The organism is Brevundimonas sp. G8 (assembly GCF_902506205.1).
Taxonomy (GTDB): Bacteria; Pseudomonadota; Alphaproteobacteria; order Caulobacterales; family Caulobacteraceae; genus Brevundimonas.
Map to the genome: position 1 here is coordinate 2,565,149 of NZ_LR732816.1, position 14,601 is coordinate 2,579,749.

A 14,601-nucleotide genomic window follows, 5' to 3' on the forward strand; every position below is an offset into this window, starting at 1 on the left:
AATATGGGGCGGGGGCCTTACAGCTATCGTGAGGATCCCGCCGTTCCGGCCTTCCCGGACGACCGGCCCCTGGTTCTGTTCGACGGCGATTGCGCGCTCTGCTCGGGCTCGGCGCGCAAGATCCTGAAGCACGACCGGGCGGGGCGCATCCGTCTGGCGCCGACGCAGTCGCCTTTGGGGCGGGCGCTTTTGGTCCACTACGGCGTTGATCCCCACGATCCCTATACGATGCTGCTGATCCAGGACGGTGTGGCGCGACAGCGCTCGGACGGCGTCCTGGGGATCGCGGCCCTGCTGCCGCCGCCCTACCGTCTGGCGGTCGGCGGGCGGATCGTGCCGAGGATCGTGCGCGACACCCTCTATGATTTCATCGCGCGTCGTCGTCGCCGGTTTCCCGGCGCGACCTGGTGCGCCACGCCCCCGCAAGGGGTGGATCTGACGGACCGGGTGCTGGGATGAGCGGACGTGTGCTGGTGCTGGGCGCCAACGGCTTCATCGGCTCGCACGTCGCTGCGGCCCTGTCGTCTGCGGGCTGGTCCGTGCGCGCTGGCGCGCGGCGCATCGCCGAACCGTCCCGTCGCGCGCCGACGTTCGACTGGGTCGTCGCCGACTTCGCCAAGCTGACGACGGCCGAGGCCTGGACGTCCCTGTTGGTCGGTGTCGATGCGGTGGTGAACTGTGTCGGCGTGCTCCAGAACGGCGCGGGCGACAGCACCCGCGCCGCCCACGTCGACGGCCCGCGCGCCCTGATCGAAGCCTGCGAGTCGACGGGCGTGCGGCGGCTGGTGCACATTTCCGCCGTCGGCGCGGACGATGACGCCGGCACCGACTACGCCCGCACGAAGGCGCAGACCGAACGCTTGATCGAGGCCAGCGCGCTCGACTGGCTGATCCTGCGGCCGTCGCTGGTGGTGGATCGCGCGGCCTTTGGCGGCACGGGTTTGATCCGCGCGCTGGCGGCCTTTCCGTTGTTCAGCCCGGTGGTGGGTGGCGACCAGACCTTCCGTCCGATCCCGCTGGGCGACCTGTCCGCCGCCGTCGTGGCGGCGTTGAAACCCGCCGCCCCGTCGCGCCAATCGTTCGACATGCCGGGACCAGAGCCGGTGACCATGGTCGAGACGGTCCGCCTGTATCGCGGCTGGATGGGATTGAGCCCGGCGCCGGTCGTTCGTGTGCCCCGTGCACTTGCTTCGCCTGCGCTGGCCATTGGCGACCTGCTGGGTCGGCTGGGCTGGTCCTCACCGATCCGCACGACCGCGATCAAACAGATGGACCATGACGTGTCGGGTCACGACAGCGGTTGGGCCCAGGCGCTGGGCGTTTCGTCGCGCGGCTTCACCCGTTTCCTGGCCGACACGCCGGCCTCGGTTCAGGATGTCTGGCACGCGCGGCTGTGGTTCGTGCGGCCGGTCTCCATCGTGACCCTGGGCCTGTTCTGGCTGATCACCGGCCTGATCAGCTTCGGGCCAGGCTGGGACCGCGCCGTCGCCATCCTGCGCGAGGGCGGTTATGGCCGCATGGCCGGACCCATTGCCTGGTGGGGCGCACTGCTGGACGTGTTCCTGGGGCTGATGCTGTTCGTGCGGCCGTGGACGGCACGGGTGGCGATCTTCATGTGCCTGGCCACCGTCGGCTATCTGACGGCCGCGACGCTCAGCCTGCCGCACTTCTGGGTCGACCCGCTGGGGCCGTGGCTCAAGGTGGTGCCGATGATGGCCCTGTGCCTGTTCGTGGCGGCGACGGACGCGCGCCGATGAGCCTGTATGTTCTGCTGAAGATCGTCCACATCCTGTCCGGCGCCGTGCTGTTCGGCACGGGCGCGGGCATCGCCTTCTTCATGCTGCGCGCCCACGCCACCAAAGACGCGAAGACGGTCGCCGAGGTCGGTCGCATCGTCGTTCTGGCCGACTTCGTCTTCACCGCGACCGCCGTCGTGATACAGCCGATCAGCGGTCTGGCCCTGATCCATCTGCAAGGCTGGTCCTTGACCAGTTCTTGGCTGCTGGCCGCCTATGGCCTCTATGTCCTGATCGGCGTCTGCTGGCTGCCGGTCGTGTGGATCCAGTACCGGATGATGAAGCTGGCCGAACAGGCGGCCGGGCAGGGCGCGGCCTTGCCGCCCGCCTATCATCGCCTATTCCGCTGGTGGTTCGCCCTGGGCTGGCCCGCCTTCGCTGGCGTCCTAGCCATCTACTGGCTGATGGTCGCCAAGCCGACGTTCTGAGCCGAAACCTGGGGTCATCCAAAGTGAGCCGACGCGAGGCTCTCGCCGTGGCATAGGCGATCTATGACCGACGCCAATCCTGAAGTTGGGCCCGCGCCCGCGCCATTTCCCGCCAAGCCTCATGCCCTGACCGGGCTGGAGATCGGCGCCATCGTGGCGATCATTGTGGTGTGGGGCATCAACAACGCCGGGGCCAAGCTGGCGACCGAGCATCTGTCGCCCTTGCTTGTCGGGGCGATCCGGTTCGGCATCGCCAGCGCCTGTCTGATCGCCTTCGTGCGGCCGCCGTTCCCAGACTGGAAGAGCCTGATGCTGATCGTCATCGTCGGCGGGCCGATCCAGTATGGCCTGGCCTACACCGCCTATTGGTTGGCGACCGACGTCAGTCCGGTGACGGTCGCCAACCAGCTGTGGATTCCCTTCACCACCCTGTTCGCCTTCCTGATCCTGGGCGAGCGGCTGTCCAAGGCGGCCCTGGTCGGCATGGGCGTGGCCTTCGTCGGCGTAGCCTGGATGACGTTGGACGCCCACGCGCTTCAGGACTGGAAGGCCATACTGGTCGCCATCGCGGCCGGCGCGGCCTGGGGCGTGACCACGGTGGTGGCGCGTCGGACCACCTCCATCCCGCCGCTGAAGATGCAGGGCCTGCTGGCGCTGGGCGCCTTTCCGGTCATGGCCTTCGGCTCGGCCGTATTCGAGCATGGGCAGTGGGAGGCGGTGAAGACCGCCACGCCCATGGTCTGGGCCTCGCTGCTTTGGGCCGGGATCGTGTCTTCGGTGCTGGCGACGACCCTGCTGTTCTGGCTGGTCCAGCGGCGCGAGGCGGGGCGGGTGACGCCCTATCTGCTGGTGACGCCGGTGGTGTCGATGCTGATCGGCTGGGGCTTCATGGGCGACATCCTGACGCCGCAGATCCTGACGGGTTCGGCCATCGCCATGGGCGGGGTGGCGCTGGTTGCTCTGGCCGAACGGGGCTTGCGCGCGGGGGCCGCCAAGGCTTGATCTGTTCCTGAGCGCGATTCAGGAGACCCTCTCATGCCCCACGCCCCCCTCGACGCCGACCACGTCTCCCGCCGCTGGCTGGGAAAGGCGACGCATGACCTGCCCGCAAACGAGGCCAGCGTGGTGCGCAGCGCCGCTGAACGCCGTCCGATCTCCGAGGATATCAACGAGACCTTCGACGACCGCCAGACCTTCGGCGAGCGGCTGGCGGACAAGGTGGCGACGTTCGGTGGGTCCTGGACCTTCCTGATCGCGTTCGGCCTGTTCCTGGTGGTCTGGACGGTCCTGAACCTGGTCCTGAGGCGCGACGCCTTCGACCCCTATCCCTTCATCTTCCTGAACCTGATGCTGTCGATGATCGCAGCGGCCCAGGCGCCCATCATCATGATGAGCCAGAACCGTCAGGCGCAGAAGGACCGTCTGGACGCCGGCAACGACTATCAGGTCAACCTGAAGGCCGAGATCGAAATCATGGCCCTGCTGGAAAAGGTCGAGCACCTGACCGCACGCCAAGAGGAGCAGACGGAGCTGATCCGTCATCTTCTGGCGCAAAAAGAAGCCCGCTGAACGGCGTTCAGCGGGCCATCTTCAACGTTTAGGGAAGGCTCAGCTCGCGCTGAGCGCTGCGCAGGCCACACGGTCGCCGGCGCCGCCGATGGGCTGGGCCGAGTGATCGTCGGGATTGGCGTGGATGATGATGGCCGAGCCGTCCGCGTCCCACAGCCACTGTCCTGGACCCTCCGACGAGATGCGGGCGCGCGGGGTGAACAGTTCGGCGTTCACCTTGCCGTCTGCACCGGCATAGATGTTGGGCAGGTCGCCGTCGTCCGGGCCGGCCGCGTTCAGCAGGCCATGCGGGGCCTTGGGTTCGCCGTGATTGATGTGCGCCCCGGATGAGGTGAAGGGCGCGGCGCATTCGCCGGTCGCATGGATGTGGATGCCGTGCCAACCGGGCGTCAGGCCCGAGGCCTCGATCTTGATCACTAGGCCGGTCGGCCCCTGGCGCAGGTCGACGCGGCCGATATTGGCGCCCGAGGCATTGATCAGGACCGCCTGCCCCGTTGCGCCGACAGGCGCGCGTTCGACGTGGGTTTGCGGGGCGTTGCCGGTCGCGGCGCAGGCCGTGGTCAGGGCCAGTGGCGAGGCGATCGCGAGGGCGGCGGCGAGGGTGTGGAGGCGCATAAGGAAAGTCCTTTCAGAGACGGGCTTTCACGGCGACGTCGCTTTGCCACCGAGCCCCTGGAATGCTAGAAATCGTCACAGCGGATCACGTTCCGATTCCGGCCGCATAAAGCCACGCTTCATTGACCGACGACAGCTACGAAAACGCCGCATCTCCGATCAACGGTCGAGGCGGCGGCTCCGACATTTCCACGATCACGATCGAGGACGAACTGAAGCGTTCGTACCTCGACTACGCCATGAGCGTGATCGTCTCGCGCGCCCTGCCGGACGCCCGTGACGGCCTGAAGCCGGTTCATCGTCGCATCCTGTATTCGATGCACGACCTGAACATGACCCCCGAGCGCAGCTATTCGAAATGCGCCCGCGTGGTCGGCGACGTGCTGGGCCGGTTCCACCCCCACGGCGACGCCTCGGTTTATATGGCCTTGGTGCGAATGGCGCAGCCCTTCTCGATGGGGCTGATGCTGGTCGACGGCCAGGGCAACTTCGGCTCCGTCGACGGCGATATGCCCGCCTCGATGCGTTACACCGAGGCCAAGATGGCCCCGGCCGCCGTCGCCCTGATGGCCGACATCGACAAGGACACCGTCGATTTCCAGCCGAACTACGACGAGAAAGAGCTGGAGCCGGTCGTTCTGCCCGCCCGGATCCCGAACCTGCTGGTCAACGGCGCGGGCGGCATCGCCGTCGGCATGGCGACCAATATCCCGCCGCATAACCTGGGCGAGGTTGTCGATGCGGCCCTGGCCCTGCTGGATGATCCCAACGTCACCGACGACGCCTTGCTGGACATCGTGCCCGGTCCCGACTTCCCGACGGGCGGCGAGATCATGGGCCGCACCGCGCCGCGCAATGCGCTGCGCGACGGCCGCGGCTCGGTCATCGTGCGCGGTCGCGCCTCTGTCGAGGAAATCCGCAAGGATCGCGAGGCCATCGTCGTCACCGAACTGCCGTTCCAGGTCAACAAACAAACCCTGATCGAACGCATCGCCGAAATGGTGCGCGAGAAACGTCTGGAAGGCATCTCCGACGTTCGCGACGAATCCGACCGTCAGGGCATGCGGATCGTCATCGAGCTGAAGCGCGACGCCTCCGGCGACGTGATCCTGAACCAGCTGTGGCGCTACACCGCCATGCAGTCGTCGTTCGGCGTCAACATGCTGGCGCTGAACCACGGCCGGCCCGAGCAGATGGGGCTGCGCGACCTGCTGCAGATCTTCCTCGACTTCCGCGAGGAGGTCGTCGTCCGCCGCGTCAAGTTCGAGTTGAACAAGGCCCGCGACCGCGGCCACGTCCTGGTCGGTCTCGCCGTCGCCGTCGCCAATATCGACGAGGTGATCCACATCATCCGTTCCTCGGCCGATCCGACCGAGGCGCGCGAGCGGCTGCAGTCCAAGCCCTGGCCCGTCGGCGACATGATGGCCCTGGTCGAACTGATCGCCGACCCGCGCAGCGTCGTCATCAACGGCGACAGCTTGCAACTGACCGACGAACAGGCCCGCGCCATTCTGGCCCTGACCCTGTCGCGCCTGACCGGCCTGGGTCGTGACGACATCTTCGGCGAGGCGAACGGCCTGGCCGACACCATCCAGGGCCACCTGACCATTCTGTCGGACCGCAAGAACGTCCTGGCCATCATTCGCGACGACCTTATCGACGTGAGGGAAAAGTTCGCCGTGCCGCGTCGCACCCTGATCGGGGAAGGCGACGGCGAGATGGAGGACGAGGACCTGATCCCGCGCGAGGACATGGTCGTCACCGTCACCCACGGCGGCTACGTCAAGCGTGTTGCCCTGAACGCCTATCGGACCCAGCATCGCGGCGGCAAGGGCAAGTCCGGCATGACGATGAAGGACGAGGACGCCATCACCGGCGTGTTCAGCGCCTCGACCCACACGCCCGTTCTGTTCTTCGCCACCAACGGCAAGGCCTACAAGCTGAAGACCTGGCGCCTGCCGCTGGGCAATCCGCAGTCGCGCGGCAAGGCCTTCGTCAACCTGCTGCCCATCGAGCCGGGCGACAGCATCATGAACGTCCTGCCCCTGCCCGAGGACGAGACGACCTGGGGCGACTACGACATCATGTTCGCCACCCAGGCGGGCGACGTTCGTCGCAACAAACTGTCGGACTTCGCCACGGTCAACCGCGCCGGCAAGATCGCGATGAAGCTGGAAGGCGACGACCGTATGGTCGGCGTCGGCCTGTGCACCGCCGACGACGACATCCTGCTGACCACGGCGCTTGGCCGCGCGATCCGGTTCAAGGCCGACGACGTGCGGGTGTTCAAGGGCCGGGATTCGACCGGCGTCCGCGGCGTGCGCCTGCAGGACGGCGACGAGGTCATCTCCATGGCTATCCTGGGCCGGGTCGATGCGACGCCGGAAGAACGCTCGGCCTACGTCAAACACGCCAACGCCATGCGCAAGGCTCTGGCCGGTGCGGATGCGGAAGAGGATGTCGCGGCTCCGGCCGAGGTTGAGGAAGACGTCGCCGACGCGGCTCTGACCGTCGAACGGATCGCCCAACTGGGCGCCGCCGAACAGTTCATCCTGACGGTCACCGAGACCGGCTTCGGCAAGCGCTCCTCGGCCTACGAGTATCGTCGTACCGGTCGCGGCGGCCAGGGCCTGACGGCTCACGGCCTGGGCGGTCGCGCGGGCACGCGCCTGGCTGCGGCCTTCCCGGTCGAGGAGACCGACGACCTGCTGCTGGTCACCTCGGGCGGTCAGATGATCCGCACCCGTATCGACCAGGTCCGCATCGTCGGCCGCTCCAGCCAGGGCGTCACCATCTTCCGCACCGGCAAGGACGAAAAGGTCGTCTCGGTCGAACGCCTGCCCGACAGCGGCGGTTCGGATGAGGCGGACATCGCAGATGAGGGCGGCGAGACCGAAGCCTAAAACCAAGACCCTCTCCCTGCGGGAGAGGGCTTGAGCACACGGCGGCGAGAGCCGTCGTTCTTGTGCGAAAGGGTGAGGGGTTAGGCTGTGCGACGCGATCAGCACCGTAACCCTTCATCCGGCCCTTCGGGCACCTTCTCCCTCAGGGAGAAGGAAGGAATATTGCGGAGGTTTTGGTTGGACATCCTGATCGACGGCCACCCCGCCACGCCTGAAGACCTGGCCCATCAGGCCCTGGTCAACTACGGCGCCTACACCTCCTTCCGCGTCGAAAACGGCGCCGCTCGCGGCCTCGACCTCCACCTCGCCCGTTTGGACGAGGCCGCCGTCGAACTGTTCGGTGAAACCCCCGGCGAGGCCAAGTTCCGCCGCCTGATGGCGCTCGCCGTCGCCGGTCGCGACGCCTGCTGGCTCCGCGTCAGCCTGTTCTCGCCCGAGATCGGCCATCGCAACCCGTCCTTCGTCGGCTGGCCCAAGGTGATGACGGTCGTCTCGCCTCCGCCGCCGCCGTTGGCGAGCAGCGTGCGCGTCACCGCCGTTTCCTACGAGCGCGAAGCCCCGCACCTGAAACACCTCGCGACCTTCGGCCTGACCCGCGCGCGGCGCGCTGCACAGGCCGCCGGTCTCGACGACGCCCTGTTTGTGGACGGGCAAGGGCGGGTGTCCGAAGGGACGCTGTGGAACATCGGCTTCATCCAGGGCGACCGCATCGTCTGGCCCCAGGCGCCGATGCTGGCGGGTGTGACCCAGGCGGTGATCCAGCGCGGTCTGGCCCAGGTGGGCCTGGCCTCGGAAACCCACCTGGTCTCCCTTTCCGAAATCGCCACCTTCGACGCCGCCTTCCTGTGCAACAGCGCCACGCCGGTCTGTCCCATCACGGCCATCGACGACGTCGCCTTCGCCAACGATACCGCCCTTCTGGACCGGATCGAGGCCGCCTGGTCCGCCCAGCCGCCGCAGCCCATCGAGCCCAGCGACGATGACGCCCGCGACGATGACGATGGCGTCAGCCGGCTAGGCCGCTGATTTCGCACCTGCTAAACGACCGCAACGGCACGCGACAGGCTGGGGAGACACGCATGCGCATCGGGCTTTATCCGGGCACCTTCGACCCGGTGACGAACGGGCATACCGACATCATCAAGCGGGCGCTGAAGCTGGTGGACCGGCTGGTCATCGGCGTGGCCCAGAACGACGACAAGGGCCCGCTGTTCTCTACCGCCGAGCGCGTCGAGATGCTCAAGGCCGAGGTCGCGGGCTTCGGCGGCGACATCGTGGTCCAGCCCTTTTCGACCCTGCTGATGCATTTCGCGGAAGAGCTGGACGCCAACGTCATCATCCGGGGTCTGCGCGCCGTCGCCGACTTCGAATACGAGTTCCAGATGACGGCCATGAACCAGCGCCTCAATCAGGACATCGAGACCGTATTCCTGATGGCCGATCCGCGCCACCAGGCCATCGCCTCGCGTCTGGTCAAGGAGATCGCCCGTCTGGACGGCGCGATCGACAGTTTCGTCAGCCCCGCCATCGCCGAGCGCGTGCGGGCCAAGGTCAAGAACGGGATTTGATAGACTATGCGTAAGGCGATCATCACGGCGACCGTCGCCGCCCTTCTGGCGTCCGGCGCGGCCCAGGCCCAGGTTTCGGCCACGGCTGTGGCTCAGACCGTTCCGGCGGCCTCCGACTGGCGCACCGTCGCGCCGGAAAACCTGCTGGTCATCGACACGTCCAAGGGCCGGGTGCTGGTCGAACTGGTCCCCGCCGCCGCTTCCAACCATGCCGAACGCATCCGCACCCTGGCCAACCAGGGCTTCTATGACGGTCTGAAGTTCCACCGCGTCATCCCTGAATTCATGGCGCAAACCGGCGACCCGCAAGGCACGGGCGAGGGCGGCAGCGAGCTGCCCGACCTGAAAGCCGAGTTCAGCTTCCGGCGCGGTCGTGACGCCGGCTTCGTCGCCGTGCCTAGTGTCGGCCCCGGCGTGCGCGGCCTGGTCGGCGATCTTCCGGTCCAGACCCAGCCCGACGCCCAGATGATGGTCACTGCAGACTTCAAGGTCGACGCCCACGGCCTGTTCTGCCCCGGCGTTTTGGGCATGGCGCGCTCGGGGGCGCCTGACAGCGCCAACAGCCAGTTCTTCCTGATGATGGGCGCCCGCGACCAACTGGACGGCGTCTATACGGCCTTCGGTCGAGTAGTTTCCGGTCTGGATGTCGTCGGCAAGCTGAAGAAGGGCTCGGACGCCGAGGACGGCAAGGTCACCGACCCCGACACCATGACCCAAGTCCGCATGGCCTCGGCGATGCCGGAAGCCGGCCGTCCGACCGTGCGCGTCCTGAAAGCAAGCAGCGCCGCATTCGCTGAGCGGATCGCCGCCACCCGCGCCACGCGCGGTAACGGCTTCAGCATCTGCGACGTTCAGCCGGTGGCCGAGGTCGTCGGCGGCTGACGCTTTCAAGACGACGGGGGAGGGGACGATGACGATGCGTAGTCTGATGATCGCGGCTGCGGTGCTGACCGCGACGGCCGGGGCCGGCCAGGCCCAGGACGCGACCGCCGTGCCTGCGCCCCCGCCGCCTCCGGCAGAGTGGCGCACCGTCGCGCCCGAGAACCTGTTGGTCATTGACACCAGCAAGGGTCAGGTCCTGGTCGAACTGGCGCCCCAGATCGCTCCGGCCCATGTCGAACGGATCAAGCTGCTGGCCTCGCGCGGCTTCTACGACAACCTGGTCTGGCACCGGGTGATCGACTGGTTCATGGCCCAGACCGGCGACCCGCTGGGCACCGGCGAGGGGCAGAGCTGGTATCCCGATCTGAAGGGGGAGTTCACCTTCCGGCGCGGCTCGGACATGGCCTTCACCCCGGTCGCGGCCCCGGTCGGCGCCCTGGTCGGCTTCATCGACTCCATCCCCGTCCAGACCCAGCCCGACGCGCTGATGTCGGGCACCGGCGACAACAAGGTCCACGGCTGGGCGCTCTATTGCCCCGGCGTCGCCGGCATGGCCCGTGACGAGGGCGCCGACACCGCCAACAGCCAGTTCTTCCTGATGCGCCAGGCCTATCCGGCGCTTGACAAGCGCTACACCGTCTGGGGCCGCGTCGTGTCCGGTCTGGACGTGGTGCGGTCGTTGAAGGCCAGCGGCACGCCAGACGGCCTGGTTCAGGGACCGGACCAGATGACCCGCGTCCGCGTCGCATCGGACCTGCCCGTCGCAGAGCGCCCGACGGCGTCGGTGCTGAACACCAACTCCGCCACCTTCCAGACGCTGGTGCAGCAAGCGCGTCAGGCGCGCGGCGCGGACTTCTCAGTGTGCGACATCGAACTGCCGGTGCGGATCACGCCCCCAGTCTGACCGTCTCCTCCCCGCTTTGCGGGGAGGGGGAACGCGCGAAGCGTGGTGGAGGGGCTCTCGAAGTCTCACTGACGGCTGTGATGCGGTGAAGAACCCCTCCGTCACGGCGCTGAAGACGCGCCGCGCCACCTCCCCATGAAATGGGGAGGAGACAGGTTGCTTCAGCTCGTCGCCGTCCCTCTGCCCCGACCGCGCCGACGCCTGCGGCTCTTCGCCGGTTTCTTGTCTTCTCTCATCTGCTGCAGCAGCAGCCCTTCTCGCAGTCCCCGGTCCGCGACCCGGACCCGCGCGGACGGCCAAGCCCGCTGGACCGCTTCCAGAATGGCGGCGCCCGCCAGCACCAGATCCGCTCGGTCGGGACCGATGCAAGCCTCGCGCGCTCGGCCGTCCGGCCCCAGGGCCTTCAGCCGATCCGCCGCCGCCTCGCAATCGCCGCGCGTCATCCACAATCCATCGACCCGATCACGATTGTAGCGCGGCAGGTTCAGGTGAATGCCCGCAAGGCTGGTGATCGCCCCGGACGTGCCGACCAGATGCGCCCGGTCTTGGTGGAACAGCTCCAGCATGGGGGCGTCGACGATGCCGCCGGCCGCAATGGCCTCGCCCATGTCCGCGACCATGGCCTCGTACCAGGCCTCGCCCGAGTTCACAGGCTCCGGGTGTCGCTCGGCCAAGGTCACGACCCCCACAGGCGCCGACATCCAGGCGCTGGTGGTCCAGTCGTTTCCGCTGCGCTTCAGCCACGACATCTCGGTCGAGCCCCCGCCCACGTCGATGACCAGCACCGCCTCCGCCTGAGGGTCGATCAGGTTCAGACAGCCCTCGACGGCCAGGCGCGCCTCTTCGGCCGGATCGATGATCCGCAACCGCAGACCCGTTCCCTTGCGCACCCGGTCGATGAACTCGGCGCCGTTCTCGGCCGCGCGACAGGCCTGGGTGGCGACGGCGCTCAGGCGGGCCGAGTCCACGCCCTTTCTGACGATCCGTTCGGCGCACAGAGCCAGGGCGTCATAGGCCCGGTCCATGGCGCGCGGGTCCAGCAGGCCCGTGCGCGACAGGCCTTCGCCCAGCCGCACGATGCGGCTGAAGCTGTCGACGACGCGAAAGCCTTCGCGCGACGGCCGCGCGATCAGCAGCCGACAATTGTTGGTCCCCAGATCGAGCGCGCCATACAGCGGCGCATCTCGACCCGACGCATCCCGTGAACGGGAAGGCTGGGACCGCTCGTCGCGCCGCCTGGGCGCGCCGTGGGTCTCCGGCATGGGCCGTCATTCCGATGTGGGCGGTCCAAAACGGCGCCCGTCCCGATCAGCCTAACCCGCGAAGATCGTCCGCGCCAAGCCATTCTGTCAGGAAGATGAACGGGAGTGATGGGGTCCGGCTCATGCGCCGGGTCGTATCACCCCATCATGACCCAGGTTTACACAGCACGTTTCGCCATCGGTCAGATCGTCCGCCATCGCGACGACGCCTTTCGCGGCGTGGTGATGGATGTCGACCACGCCTATGATGGCCCGGCCGGCGAGACCGGCCTGGTCGCCGCGGACCAGCCCTTCTACCGCGTCTATGCCTTGGGGGACGACGGGGGTTTCGTCGCTTATGCGGCCGAGGGCGTGCTCGAAGACGGTCAATCCGTCCTGTTGCCCGACGACGCCGATCGCTGGTTCACGACCGACGGCTTGGGCCACCACGCGCCTCTGGACGAACAACTGCACTGACGGTTGGAAGGCGCGGCCGGGCCGGGCTAGGATGGCGGCAAAAGAGGAGCGCTCCATGTCCGACTTCGAACACGTCTTCGAACAACCGCCCGAGGGCGCGGCCGCCGACTGGACCATTCCCCAGAACTGGGCGGCCTATACCGAGGTCGAACACCAGACCTGGGACACCCTGTACGCCCGCCAGATGAAGATCCTGCCGGGCCGCGCCTGCGACGCCTTCCTGCGCGGCCTGGACGCCCTGGACCTGAACGCTGGCGGCATACCGGACTTCGACGTGATCAATCCCAAGCTTCAGGCCCTGACCGGCTGGACCGTGGTCTGCGTGCCGGGCCTGGTGCCGGACGAGGTCTTCTTCGACCACCTGGCCAATTGCCGCTTTGTCTCGGGTCAGTTCATCAGGAAGCCGGACCAACTGGACTACCTGCAGGAACCCGACATCTTCCACGACGTCTTCGGCCATGTGCCGATGCTGACCGACCCCGACTTCGCCGCCTATATGGAGGCTTATGGCAAGGGCGGACAGCGCGCGGCCGGCCTGGGCATGTTGCCGAACCTGGCGCGGCTGTATTGGTACACGGTCGAGTTCGGCCTGATGCAGGATACAGACGGCCTGCGCATCTATGGCGCCGGCATCGTTTCCTCGGCGACCGAGAGCGTCTTTGCGCTGGACGACCCGTCGCCCAATCGCCTGGGCTTCGATCTGGAACGGGTGATGCGCACCCTCTACCGGATCGACGACTTCCAGCAGGTCTATTTCGTCATCGACAGCCTGGAAGCGCTGAAGGACGAGACGCTGAAAGACTTCGGCCCGGTCTATGCGGCGCTGAAGGGCCAGGACGATTTGCCCATCGAAACCGTCCTGCCGTCCGATCAGGTCTTCACCCGCGGCACCCAGGCCTACGCCCAACGCGGCGGGCGGTTCGCGGCCTGATCGCCGTCAGGTGTGCGTAATCAGGCTGTTGTGCTTGGTGTCGCGCATGCGCATGAAGGTCAGCAACGACAGCCCGATCATGCCGGTGACGTACCAGAAGAAGATGCTTTCGACGCCCGCGCCCTTCAGCCACAGCGCCACATATTCCGCCGTCCCGCCGAACACCGCATTGGCGATGGCGTAGGGCAGGGCGACGCCCAGCGCGCGGATATGGGCGGGAAACAGTTCGGCTTTCACCACCGCATTGATCGCCGTATAGCCGGACACGATCACCAGTCCCGCCAGCGCCAGCAGGAACGCGATGAACGGGCTCTCGACCGTCGACAGCGCCGTCATGATCGGTACGGTGCACAGCACCCCCAAGACGCCGAAAGCGATCATTACCGGCCGCCGGCCCACCCGGTCCGAAAGCGCGCCCACCGCCGGCTGCAGCAGCATGAACAGGAACAGGGCCGCCGCGCTGATCTCAGTCGCCGTGTTCTTGGGAAAGCCGGTCGTGTTGACCAGGAACTTCTGCAGGTAGGTCGTATAGGTATAGAAGGCCAAGGTGCCGCCGGCCGTCAGGCCCAGCACCATCAACGCCTCCTTGGGGTGTTTCAGGATCAGCTGCGTAGCGCTGGATTTCGGTGCGTCTTTGACGTCGGATGCCTTGTGCGTCTCGTCCAGCCGGCGACGCAGCCAGAAAACGATCACAGCCAAAGCCGCCCCGACGAAGAACGGAATCCGCCAGCCCCACGAGGCCAAAGCTGTCTCGCTGAGCGTATTCTGCAGCACGATCAACAGCAGCAGGGCGATCAGTTGGCCCGAGATCAGGGTGACGTACTGGAAACTGGACCAGAAGCCGCGTCGATGCGGCTCGGCCATTTCCGAAAGATAGGTGGCGCTGGACCCATATTCCCCGCCGACGCTGAGCCCCTGCAACAGCCGCGCGAACAGCAGCAGGGCCGGCGCCGCCAAGCCGATGGTGGCATAGCCCGGCGTCACGCCGATAATCAGCGAGCCGGTGCACATCAGCGTCACCGACAGGGTCAGCCCCGCCTTGCGTCCCTTGCGGTCGGCATAGACCCCCATGATCCACGCCCCGATCGGCCGCATCAGGAAGCCCACCGCAAACACGGCGGCGGCGCTCAGCAACTGGGCGGTGGGGTTCTCGCTGGGGAAGAAGACCGGCGCGAAATACAGGGTGAAGGCCGCATAGGCGTACCAGTCGAACCACTCCACCAGATTGCCGGCGGACCCGCCGACGATGTTTCTCAGGCGGCGGGTGGGGCTCATGGGCGCATCGGT

At 67.2% G+C, this 14,601-nt stretch carries 15 protein-coding genes; 12 read left to right on the forward strand and 3 right to left on the reverse strand.

The window, feature by feature from the left end:
• Positions 1–3 precede the first annotated feature (3 nt).
• The 5 genes from CHRYSEO8AT_RS12380 (at position 4) to CHRYSEO8AT_RS12400 (ending at position 3,793) form a co-directional block, all read left to right on the forward strand.
• Positions 4–459 (forward strand): thiol-disulfide oxidoreductase DCC family protein, encoded by a 456-nt coding sequence (locus tag CHRYSEO8AT_RS12380; RefSeq protein WP_159850442.1) that lies wholly within the window; start codon positions 4–6, stop codon positions 457–459.
• Entirely contained in the window at positions 456–1,757 is a 1,302-nt protein-coding gene (locus CHRYSEO8AT_RS12385) for an SDR family oxidoreductase (protein WP_159850444.1), read from the forward strand. The genes CHRYSEO8AT_RS12380 and CHRYSEO8AT_RS12385 overlap by 4 nt, the downstream gene beginning before the upstream one ends.
• On the forward strand, positions 1,754–2,224 hold the full coding sequence (locus CHRYSEO8AT_RS12390) for a DUF2269 domain-containing protein (protein WP_159850446.1): 471 nt from the start codon (positions 1,754–1,756) through the stop codon (positions 2,222–2,224). The genes CHRYSEO8AT_RS12385 and CHRYSEO8AT_RS12390 overlap by 4 nt, the downstream gene beginning before the upstream one ends.
• 63 nt (positions 2,225–2,287) lie before the next feature.
• Positions 2,288–3,226 carry a DMT family transporter gene (locus CHRYSEO8AT_RS12395; RefSeq protein WP_159850448.1) on the forward strand — a complete coding sequence of 313 codons (939 nt, stop codon included), beginning with the start codon at positions 2,288–2,290 and terminating at the stop codon, positions 3,224–3,226.
• A gap of 33 nt (positions 3,227–3,259) precedes the next feature.
• Entirely contained in the window at positions 3,260–3,793 is a 534-nt protein-coding gene (locus CHRYSEO8AT_RS12400) for a DUF1003 domain-containing protein (RefSeq protein WP_159850450.1), read from the forward strand.
• Between the two features lie 39 nt (positions 3,794–3,832).
• Here the strand turns inward: CHRYSEO8AT_RS12400 and CHRYSEO8AT_RS12405 are convergent, their stop codons facing one another.
• Positions 3,833–4,408 carry a superoxide dismutase family protein gene (locus CHRYSEO8AT_RS12405; RefSeq protein ID WP_159850452.1) on the reverse strand — a complete coding sequence of 192 codons (576 nt, stop codon included), beginning with the start codon at positions 4,406–4,408 and terminating at the stop codon, positions 3,833–3,835.
• A 122-nt stretch (positions 4,409–4,530) separates the two neighbouring features.
• Here CHRYSEO8AT_RS12405 and gyrA point away from each other — a divergent pair, with 122 nt between their 5' ends.
• The 5 genes from gyrA to CHRYSEO8AT_RS12430 all read left to right on the forward strand — a co-directional run bounded on the left by gyrA (position 4,531) and on the right by CHRYSEO8AT_RS12430 (position 10,665).
• Positions 4,531–7,311, forward strand: a complete 2,781-nt coding sequence (gyrA, locus tag CHRYSEO8AT_RS12410) for a DNA gyrase subunit A (RefSeq protein ID WP_159850454.1) — start codon at positions 4,531–4,533, stop codon at positions 7,309–7,311.
• A 177-nt stretch (positions 7,312–7,488) separates the two neighbouring features.
• Positions 7,489–8,337, forward strand: coding sequence for an aminotransferase class IV (locus CHRYSEO8AT_RS12415; protein WP_159850456.1), 849 nt, complete (start codon positions 7,489–7,491; stop codon positions 8,335–8,337).
• A gap of 53 nt (positions 8,338–8,390) precedes the next feature.
• Positions 8,391–8,879 (forward strand): pantetheine-phosphate adenylyltransferase, encoded by a 489-nt coding sequence (gene coaD / locus CHRYSEO8AT_RS12420; RefSeq protein WP_159850458.1) that lies wholly within the window; start codon positions 8,391–8,393, stop codon positions 8,877–8,879.
• Between the two features lie 6 nt (positions 8,880–8,885).
• Positions 8,886–9,761: a peptidylprolyl isomerase gene (locus tag CHRYSEO8AT_RS12425; RefSeq protein ID WP_159850460.1), complete on the forward strand. Its 876-nt coding sequence runs from the start codon at positions 8,886–8,888 to the stop codon at positions 9,759–9,761.
• Between the two features lie 34 nt (positions 9,762–9,795).
• A complete protein-coding gene (locus CHRYSEO8AT_RS12430) occupies positions 9,796–10,665 on the forward strand; it encodes a peptidylprolyl isomerase (RefSeq protein WP_370514256.1) in 870 nt (289 codons plus the stop codon).
• A 161-nt stretch (positions 10,666–10,826) separates the two neighbouring features.
• Here the strand turns inward: CHRYSEO8AT_RS12430 and CHRYSEO8AT_RS12435 are convergent, their stop codons facing one another.
• Complete coding sequence (locus tag CHRYSEO8AT_RS12435) at positions 10,827–11,927, reverse strand: Ppx/GppA phosphatase family protein (protein ID WP_159850464.1); 1,101 nt, start codon at positions 11,925–11,927, stop codon at positions 10,827–10,829.
• A gap of 147 nt (positions 11,928–12,074) precedes the next feature.
• Between CHRYSEO8AT_RS12435 and hspQ the strand changes: the two genes are divergently transcribed.
• Together hspQ and phhA are read left to right on the forward strand one after the other, a co-directional pair.
• The gene (hspQ, locus tag CHRYSEO8AT_RS12440) at positions 12,075–12,383 is read left to right on the forward strand and encodes a heat shock protein HspQ (protein WP_159850466.1); all 309 of its coding nucleotides are present in this window, start codon (positions 12,075–12,077) and stop codon (positions 12,381–12,383) included.
• A 55-nt stretch (positions 12,384–12,438) separates the two neighbouring features.
• Positions 12,439–13,314, forward strand: coding sequence for a phenylalanine 4-monooxygenase (gene phhA / locus CHRYSEO8AT_RS12445; protein ID WP_159850468.1), 876 nt, complete (start codon positions 12,439–12,441; stop codon positions 13,312–13,314).
• Between the two features lie 6 nt (positions 13,315–13,320).
• Here phhA and CHRYSEO8AT_RS12450 read toward each other — a convergent pair whose 3' ends face one another.
• Positions 13,321–14,589: an MFS transporter gene (locus tag CHRYSEO8AT_RS12450; protein WP_255451487.1), complete on the reverse strand. Its 1,269-nt coding sequence runs from the start codon at positions 14,587–14,589 to the stop codon at positions 13,321–13,323.
• Positions 14,590–14,601: the final 12 nt, after the last annotated feature.

Excerpts from the sequence above, each read along its gene's own strand:
- CHRYSEO8AT_RS12380 (WP_159850442.1), top strand. The coding sequence starts at position 4 with ATGGGGCGGGGGCCTTACAGCTATCGTGAGGATCCCGCCGTTCCGGCC.
- CHRYSEO8AT_RS12385 (WP_159850444.1), top strand. The coding sequence starts at position 456 with ATGAGCGGACGTGTGCTGGTGCTGGGCGCCAACGGCTTCATCGGCTCG.
- CHRYSEO8AT_RS12390 (WP_159850446.1), top strand. The coding sequence starts at position 1,754 with ATGAGCCTGTATGTTCTGCTGAAGATCGTCCACATCCTGTCCGGCGCC.
- CHRYSEO8AT_RS12395 (WP_159850448.1), top strand. The coding sequence starts at position 2,288 with ATGACCGACGCCAATCCTGAAGTTGGGCCCGCGCCCGCGCCATTTCCC.
- CHRYSEO8AT_RS12400 (WP_159850450.1), top strand. The coding sequence starts at position 3,260 with ATGCCCCACGCCCCCCTCGACGCCGACCACGTCTCCCGCCGCTGGCTG.
- CHRYSEO8AT_RS12405 (WP_159850452.1), bottom strand. The coding sequence starts at position 4,408 with ATGCGCCTCCACACCCTCGCCGCCGCCCTCGCGATCGCCTCGCCACTG.
- coaD (WP_159850458.1), top strand. The coding sequence starts at position 8,391 with ATGCGCATCGGGCTTTATCCGGGCACCTTCGACCCGGTGACGAACGGG.
- CHRYSEO8AT_RS12425 (WP_159850460.1), top strand. The coding sequence starts at position 8,886 with ATGCGTAAGGCGATCATCACGGCGACCGTCGCCGCCCTTCTGGCGTCC.
- CHRYSEO8AT_RS12430 (WP_370514256.1), top strand. The coding sequence starts at position 9,796 with ATGCGTAGTCTGATGATCGCGGCTGCGGTGCTGACCGCGACGGCCGGG.
- CHRYSEO8AT_RS12435 (WP_159850464.1), bottom strand. The coding sequence starts at position 11,927 with ATGCCGGAGACCCACGGCGCGCCCAGGCGGCGCGACGAGCGGTCCCAG.
- hspQ (WP_159850466.1), top strand. The coding sequence starts at position 12,075 with ATGACCCAGGTTTACACAGCACGTTTCGCCATCGGTCAGATCGTCCGC.
- phhA (WP_159850468.1), top strand. The coding sequence starts at position 12,439 with ATGTCCGACTTCGAACACGTCTTCGAACAACCGCCCGAGGGCGCGGCC.
- CHRYSEO8AT_RS12450 (WP_255451487.1), bottom strand. The coding sequence starts at position 14,589 with ATGAGCCCCACCCGCCGCCTGAGAAACATCGTCGGCGGGTCCGCCGGC.